8 protein-coding genes are annotated in these 6276 nt (G+C 59.0%); 3 read left to right on the top strand and 5 right to left on the bottom strand.

What is annotated here, in order from left to right; genetic code table 11:
- Nucleotides 1-204 precede the first annotated feature (204 nt).
- A complete protein-coding gene (locus WKI84_RS01975) occupies nt 205-1470 on the top strand; it encodes an acyl-CoA dehydrogenase family protein (protein ID WP_337861837.1) in 1266 nt (421 codons plus the stop codon).
- Here WKI84_RS01975 and WKI84_RS01970 read toward each other — a convergent pair.
- The 4 genes from WKI84_RS01970 to WKI84_RS01955 form a co-directional block, all read right to left on the bottom strand.
- Nucleotides 1467-2717: an aminotransferase class III-fold pyridoxal phosphate-dependent enzyme gene (locus WKI84_RS01970; RefSeq protein ID WP_337861836.1), complete on the bottom strand. Its 1251-nt coding sequence runs from the start codon at nt 2715-2717 to the stop codon at nt 1467-1469. The genes WKI84_RS01975 and WKI84_RS01970 overlap by 4 nt on opposite strands.
- 63 nt (nt 2718-2780) lie before the next feature.
- Entirely contained in the window at nt 2781-3248 is a 468-nt protein-coding gene (locus WKI84_RS01965) for a PDZ domain-containing protein (RefSeq protein ID WP_337861835.1), read from the bottom strand.
- A 106-nt stretch (nt 3249-3354) separates the two neighbouring features.
- Nucleotides 3355-3801 carry a hypothetical protein gene (locus WKI84_RS01960; protein WP_337861834.1) on the bottom strand — a complete coding sequence of 149 codons (447 nt, stop codon included), beginning with the start codon at nt 3799-3801 and terminating at the stop codon, nt 3355-3357.
- A 24-nt stretch (nt 3802-3825) separates the two neighbouring features.
- Nucleotides 3826-4395: a hemerythrin domain-containing protein gene (locus WKI84_RS01955; protein WP_337861833.1), complete on the bottom strand. Its 570-nt coding sequence runs from the start codon at nt 4393-4395 to the stop codon at nt 3826-3828.
- A 94-nt stretch (nt 4396-4489) separates the two neighbouring features.
- On the opposite strand from WKI84_RS01955, the gene WKI84_RS01950 reads away from it, so the two are divergent.
- The gene (locus WKI84_RS01950) at nt 4490-4831 is read left to right on the top strand and encodes a muconolactone Delta-isomerase family protein (protein ID WP_337861832.1); all 342 of its coding nucleotides are present in this window, start codon (nt 4490-4492) and stop codon (nt 4829-4831) included.
- Nucleotides 4832-4839: 8 nt separating this feature from the next.
- Here WKI84_RS01950 and WKI84_RS01945 read toward each other — a convergent pair whose 3' ends face one another.
- Complete coding sequence (locus WKI84_RS01945) at nt 4840-5235, bottom strand: hypothetical protein (protein ID WP_337861831.1); 396 nt, start codon at nt 5233-5235, stop codon at nt 4840-4842.
- 103 nt (nt 5236-5338) lie between these two features.
- Here WKI84_RS01945 and WKI84_RS01940 point away from each other — a divergent pair, with 103 nt between their 5' ends.
- Nucleotides 5339-6271, top strand: a complete 933-nt coding sequence (locus WKI84_RS01940) for a S16 family serine protease (RefSeq protein WP_337861830.1) — start codon at nt 5339-5341, stop codon at nt 6269-6271.
- The last annotated feature ends 5 nt before the right edge of the window (nt 6272-6276 follow it).

Here is a 6276-nt window from a genome sequence, read left to right as displayed (position 1 = left end):
TGCAGCACGTTCCTTGTGCGGGCAAACGAGATGTAGGCCGCAAAGTCCTGCTCGGTTATCGCAAACGATGACGTAAACACCTGCCCGACTGCAAAATCTTCAAACTTCATTTCTCTTTTTGTCGCTGCCGCCACCGCTGCCATGTCCGGGGCCCAGTCTTGCTTTTATATCTACGCCGGCAACCTAGTGGCGTGACAGATCAGTTTGTCGTATTCCAACATCTCGCAGATGAACTTTGAGCTCTCGCAGGAGCAGGCGCAGTTCCTCGACAGGGTGGACGGCGCGTGCAGGTCGGTCAGGGCGCACGAGGAGGAAAGCTACCTTGCAGAAAAGCTGAACGACCAGGTCGTGCCGGCGTTTTCCAAGATAGGGATGCTCGGCTGCCCGGTATCGAAAAAGTACGGCGGGCTTGGCCTTGACATGCTCACCTACGCCCTTGCCATTGAGCGCATCGGCCGGGAGGGGAGCTCGCTTCGCACTTTTTTCTCCGTCCACATCTCTATAGGGCAGCTTGTGCTGCAGGGGTGGGCAAGCGAGGAGCAAAAAAAGCAGTATCTGCCGCCGGCGGCCAGGGGCGACAGCATAATGGCCTTTGCGCTGACAGAGCCGGCGGCAGGAAGCGACCCTGCGTCCATGACCACCACTTTTGCAGAGGAGGGCGATTCCTACGTGTTAAAGGGCCGCAAGCACTGGATAGGAAACGGCACGTTTGCCGGCGTCATGACCGCGTATGCCAAGGACCCTTCCACAGGCAGGGTCTCGGCCTTCATAGTGGAGCGGGGCTCGCCGGGCCTGCGCACCGAGGAGATGAAGAACAAGGTCGGCCTGCTGACCGTCAAGAACGCCGAGGTCCACTTCGATAACTGCAGGATACCGAAAAAGAACCTGCTTGGCAAAAAGGGGCAGGGCCTGAGCATCGCGTACAGCGCGCTCATAGACGGCCGACTCTCTGTCGCGGCAGGCGCAGTCGGCGTGATGGAGGACTGCCTGGCCGAGTGCACAGAATACGCAAAATCGCGCGAGCAGCACGGCGCGCCACTTGCAAAAAAGCAGCTGGTGCAGGAGCACATCGCCCGCATGGCAGTCGACATACAGAGCTCGCGCTGGCTGACCTACAGGGCGGCGGCTGCGAGGCAAAAATTGCACGAATACGTCGAGCAGCTAAAGCAGGAGCAGCGGGGGAACGAAGGCTGGCTCGACGAGCTCGGCAGGGGCAACAAAGAGTATTCGGCCCTGCGCGCCGAGGCCGACATGCTTGCTGCTGTGGCCAAGTTCCACGCAAGCAACCGCTCGTTCGAGTGCGCAAGCAGGTCGGTGCAGGTCTTTGGCTCGGCGGGGTACCGCAAGACTGCCAGAGTGGCGCGCCATTTCCTCGACACTCGGGCCACGACGATATACGAGGGCGCAAACGAGGTGCTCGAGCTAAAGATAGCGTCAGGGGTGCTCGGCGACCAGTACGCCGCCTACTAGCCGAGAACGCCGGACATTATCTCTATCCCCTCGTCCACCTCTTCTCTGCCTATGACAAGGGGCGGGATGGCGCGCATCGCCTTCTGACCTGCCGGCAGGAGCAGCAGGCCGTTCCTGAAAAGGGCCGCAAGGGCCGCGTCGCGGCGCACCTTGTCCTCAAACTCTATTCCCACCATGAGCCCGATGCCCCTCACCTGCGTCACCCCTCCCCTGCCGCCGACGAGCTCTTGCAGCCCCTTTTTCAGCCGCCCGCCCATCTCTGCCGCGTTTTCAAGCAGCCGCCCGCCCTTGATGGCCTCGATGGTGGCGGCGCCGACAGCCATGTCTATCCTGCTCCCGCCTCCCCACGTGCTTGAAAGCACGCCCTGCTGGTCCGGCTCGTACTCTGGCGCCCTGAACGCAGCGGCGCCCACCTGCAGTGCCTTGGCGGCGCTCATGATGTCCGGCTCGACGCCATAGTGCTCGTGGGCCCACCACCTGCCCGTCCTGCCCATCCCGGACTGCACCTCGTCGAGTATGAAGGGCACGCCGTGTGCCCTGGTGGCGGCGCGCAGGTTCTTTACAAATTTCTGGCTGGCAAAGTTGTATCCGCCCTCGCCCTGCACCACTTCGCTGATGACAAACGCGACCTTGTTCTGCTGCAGGATTTTTTCAGCCGCGTCTATCTCTGGGTCAGAGTCGTCGGTGCAGAACCTTATCCTGATCACGGGGAGCTCTGGAAAGCCGGCCTTTTGCACCGGCTTGCTGAACGTGAATGAGAGGGCTCCAAGCGTCCTGCCGTGGAAGGCGCCAACGCAGGAAACACCCGGGAGCACTGGCAGCCCCTGTGCCATGCGCCTGCGGTACGCTATCTTGATGGCGTTCTCGACTGCCTCTGCGCCCGAGTTCACAAAGAACGCCTTGAACCCTGGCGGCAGTATGGACAAAAACTTCTCGGCTATCTCGGCGTGCTCTTTGCAGTAAAAGTCCTGGCCGGCTATCTTGTGCGCGCCGTTTTTTGACATCTCTGACAGGACCTGCATTATTGCAGGGTGAGAATAGCCCAGCGGGCAGGCGCCAATGTTTGAAGTGAAATCGAGGAACGTGTTGCCGTCGGGGTCGGTTATGTAGCAGCCCCCGCCGTTTTCGATGACGAGCGGGTAGGTGAACGTCGAGTCGTAGCAGTTCTTTTTCAAAGACTCGATGATATGCGCAGCTTTCGGGCCCGGCGGCGTAGTGACTATTCTGCTCTTGTTCTTCTCTCCCATGCTGTCGGATATGGGTGGCCGTTTCTTGCTTATAATTACACGTCTGGTCTACAGGCTGCTGTCTCACTGTGCGCCCTGCGGCCTTTCGCCCAGAGTTATCGTGAGGTTTGCACTGACGCTGCCACTGTTTCTCAGGACTGTAAAGGTCACTCTGTCGCCGACATGCTTGTCTGCAAGTGCTGCCCTGATATCCTCCCTGACATCTATCTGCCTGCCGTCTATCGCAATGATGACATCGCCACCTACAGGCACCTTCCTGCCATCGATTTCGTCAACCCTTTCTATTGCCCTGAGCCCCGCCCTGTCTGCCGGACTGTTTGGCGTAACCACCGTCACGAGGACGCCTCTGGCCTCTGCAAGACTCTGATCCTGTGCGATCTGGGGCGTGACAGTCACTCCATCAAAACCTGCCCATGGCTCGCCCGTGACAGTCACAGTCACAGGGTTTCCGCTAGCGTAATAGAAAGAGGCCCCTACTGCCACAAAGAGTATCCCGAACGCGACGCCCGTGCTGACTGCGGTGTGCACCACACCGCGGATCTCGCTGCCAGGGGATAACAACTTTACTGTTTTTCATGTTTGACGCCGCTGCCTCTATCTGCCAGCGGTGGTGATGCGAGCAAGGAGATGTGTAGAGTCAGATCGTGCCGTACTTTTCAAGCGCGCCCTTGCAGACCCTGCAGCCAAACATGGCTACCTTGCCGCCATGGCGCACCTTTTCCATGTCGCCTATTATCAGCCTGCCCTCTGCCTGCGCCGCCTCCATGCGCGCCATGTCGCTCTCCTGCACCCCATAGATTATGGGGATTATCGTAACTACCTTGCCGCAATAGTCGCAAAAGCCCTCCGAGACCCTCCTCGGTCTGGCACTGTGGTACTGCGCATGGTATTTTTCAGCCTCTTCCTTGCCCAGGGCAAACGTCTCTGCAAGCCGGTAGTTTATGCGGTAAAAGATGGGGTCACCTTCGTCGTACTCGTTTCCTTTCAGGTAGTGGGCGTGCAGCTCGTCCAGCATCCCGGCAATCTCGTCGTCTTTTCTCTTTTTGCCGCCACTGACGCTGGCGTTGTTGTTGCTGCTAGACATGACACGCTGCTATTATTATCATCGTTATTGTTGCTTTTTCTTTATCATTTCTGCGTCATACTGGTCTACAAGCTGCTCGTAGTGGCTGCGGGTCTTGCCGAGGGCCTTTAGCTTGGCCTCCTCCGTCTCGGCAAGCTCTTTTCCCACCTGCGCGGCCTTGCCCTGCAGCATCATGTCTGCCATGACAAACAGCCTGAAATTCTCCTTGGTCAGGTGGGCAGAGACGTGCTCGGTGTATGCAGAAATGTCTGCCACAAGCTGGGCCGGGTCGCCGGTCTGTATGTACGCCTTGGCAGAGGCATCCATCTTTTCTGCAAGCTGCTTGGTAATCTCGTGCTCAAAGAGCATCCTTGCTATTGGGCCTCCCTGGCGGGGCATGCCTCCTTTTTCAAGCGTCGGGAACAGCGTGTCTTCCTCCTTGCCGTGGTGGCAGACGTTTGTGAAATTCTTTGTAAAGTCGATTGCCTGTTCTAGGAACGGCGCCGGGATGCTCTTGCCTGCCTTTAGCAGCTCTGCGGTGGTGTTGAGCGCCCTCATCATCTTTTCAATGAGAAAGTGGTCGTTGCGGAGCGATTCTGTAGATGACGACATCATGTCTCTTTTTGTGTCTTATTTTGCGCAGCGGCCGGAATAATAACTCACCGATAGCCTTATCCGCCTGCGGGTGCCATTCTTACCCTGCACACATATGTTGTTTCTTGTCATCGACATGGTAAAGCTAGAGTTCGTCCAGCCTGACATCGCCGTCGGCCAGATGAAGATGCTGCAGCAGACCTTTGCCAACTATGACGGGCTCAGGGAGCAGGGCAAGCTAAAGTTCGCCTACGCGTTTGCAGACGCGCCCGGCGGCATGATGGTGCTCGACGTCGCCTCGAACGAGGAGCTCCAGCACATCCTGTTCCTGCTGCCCTCGATGCCGCTTGTGGAGCGCACGGTGCGCCCGCTGACAGAGATCAAGTCCGCCGACGCGCTCGTGGCAGAGCTGCAGTCCATAGTGGCGTCGATGCCAAAGAAAGGAAGGGAGCAATAGCAGCAGAGCTAGGCAAGGTCGGCCTTGTTGGCCTCTATGAAGGGGATGACCTTGCCCTCGACCGTCGAGACGACGTCTGTCCCGACGTCGAAAGAGAGCATAAGGTAAAACTTGTCGTACCTGTCTGTTATCACGGGCACCGTCGCCCTGAACAGGTTCTCGTACCTGCCCACCACGTACTGCACCTTGCCTATCCTGGAGCTCAGGCCGACTCCGAGCGCGCCAGTCATGTAGACGGCCTGGCTGGCAAACTTTTCCGTCTCTTCGCGGGACGCAAGGGGCGTCAGGCCCTCCCTGTACGCTGTCGCAAGGAGCGAGCCGAGGTGGTCTACAAGGCCGGCAAAGCGGATGGAGCGGTCCAGGCCCAAAATACGGGTGCAAAGCTCCTTGTGCTTGTTTTCCATGTGGTGTATGGCAGGCATTGTTCTGCTTGAGGGGGTTTGTTAATGTGTCGGTCTAGGTAAATATACGCGTAGAGCCAAATGTGGCGGCGGTGCTAGTGGGGCATTGAAGAATGCGCTTGCGGCCGCACTTGTGGCAATCCTTGCCGTCTCGCTCTTTGCAAACTATTACCTGTACAGGCAGGCCGGCGACCTTGGCCGGACAGTCTCTGACCTGCGAGCGCAGGTCTCGGCGCTGGAAAAGGCGCGGCAGGAACAGCAGCAACAACAACAGCAGCAGCCTGCTTCCCAGCCGCCGCCACCAGCACCGCCGCAGCAACAAGAGCAGCAGCCTCCGGCGCAGGCTGCGCCCGCCGCTCCTCCCCCGGGCCAGAGGCCGCAGAGCAGCAGCCAGACGATAGCCGCCGTGGCGGTGAGGTCGATAGTGGTGAGCGACGGGTTCTTCCAGCGCACCCAGTACGAGGGGGTAGTAATGAACATCACAGTCGACGTGCGCGACGGCACCGGGCTCGTCCTTGTGAACACGGAGCTGCCAGCCGGCGTCGACTTCCAAACATCTGCAAGGACTGCCGTCAAGGTGGCTCAGGAGCATGTGCCAGACGTGGACATGTCCAAAAAAGACGTGATATTCTCAATTACTCCTTCTTCCTCCCAAGCCGGCGATAGCGATCTTCGGGCAGTCGACGGGCCAAGCGCCGGCGCGGCCATGACGGTGCTCCTGATATCAGAGCTGCAGTCGAAAAAGCTGGACAACAGCGTGCTCATCACAGGCACTATAGAGCCGGACGGCACCATCGGCAGGGTTGGCGGCGTGCCGGAGAAAGCCATAGCGGCAGGCGAATACGGCGCCAAGACCTTTCTGGTGCCCAAGGGCGAGGCCACGTACACGTCCCAGAGCTGCCAGGAGCGCCAGGAGGGGCCGTTTGTCTACCGCTCGTGCACAAGCGAGCAAAAGCCGCTCTCGCCTGCAACAGAAGAGAGGTACGGCATGTCGGTCGTCGAGGTGGCAAGCATCGACGACGCACTCCGGTATTTGTAAGCTCG

The sequence above is a fragment of the Nitrososphaera sp. genome (assembly GCF_037447015.1).
In the GTDB taxonomy this organism is placed as follows: Archaea; Thermoproteota; Nitrososphaeria; order Nitrososphaerales; family Nitrososphaeraceae; genus Nitrososphaera.
This window is presented reverse-complemented; position numbering and strand designations above follow the sequence as displayed.

Bases quoted from the DNA above. Each gene is read 5' to 3' on its own strand.
- WKI84_RS01945 (WP_337861831.1), bottom strand. From the start codon at position 5,235: ATGGAAAACAAGCACAAGGAGCTTTGCACCCGTATTTTGGGCCTGGAC.
- WKI84_RS01970 (WP_337861836.1), bottom strand. From the start codon at position 2,717: ATGGGAGAGAAGAACAAGAGCAGAATAGTCACTACGCCGCCGGGCCCG.
- WKI84_RS01950 (WP_337861832.1), top strand. From the start codon at position 4,490: ATGTTGTTTCTTGTCATCGACATGGTAAAGCTAGAGTTCGTCCAGCCT.
- WKI84_RS01960 (WP_337861834.1), bottom strand. From the start codon at position 3,801: ATGTCTAGCAGCAACAACAACGCCAGCGTCAGTGGCGGCAAAAAGAGA.
- WKI84_RS01955 (WP_337861833.1), bottom strand. From the start codon at position 4,395: ATGATGTCGTCATCTACAGAATCGCTCCGCAACGACCACTTTCTCATT.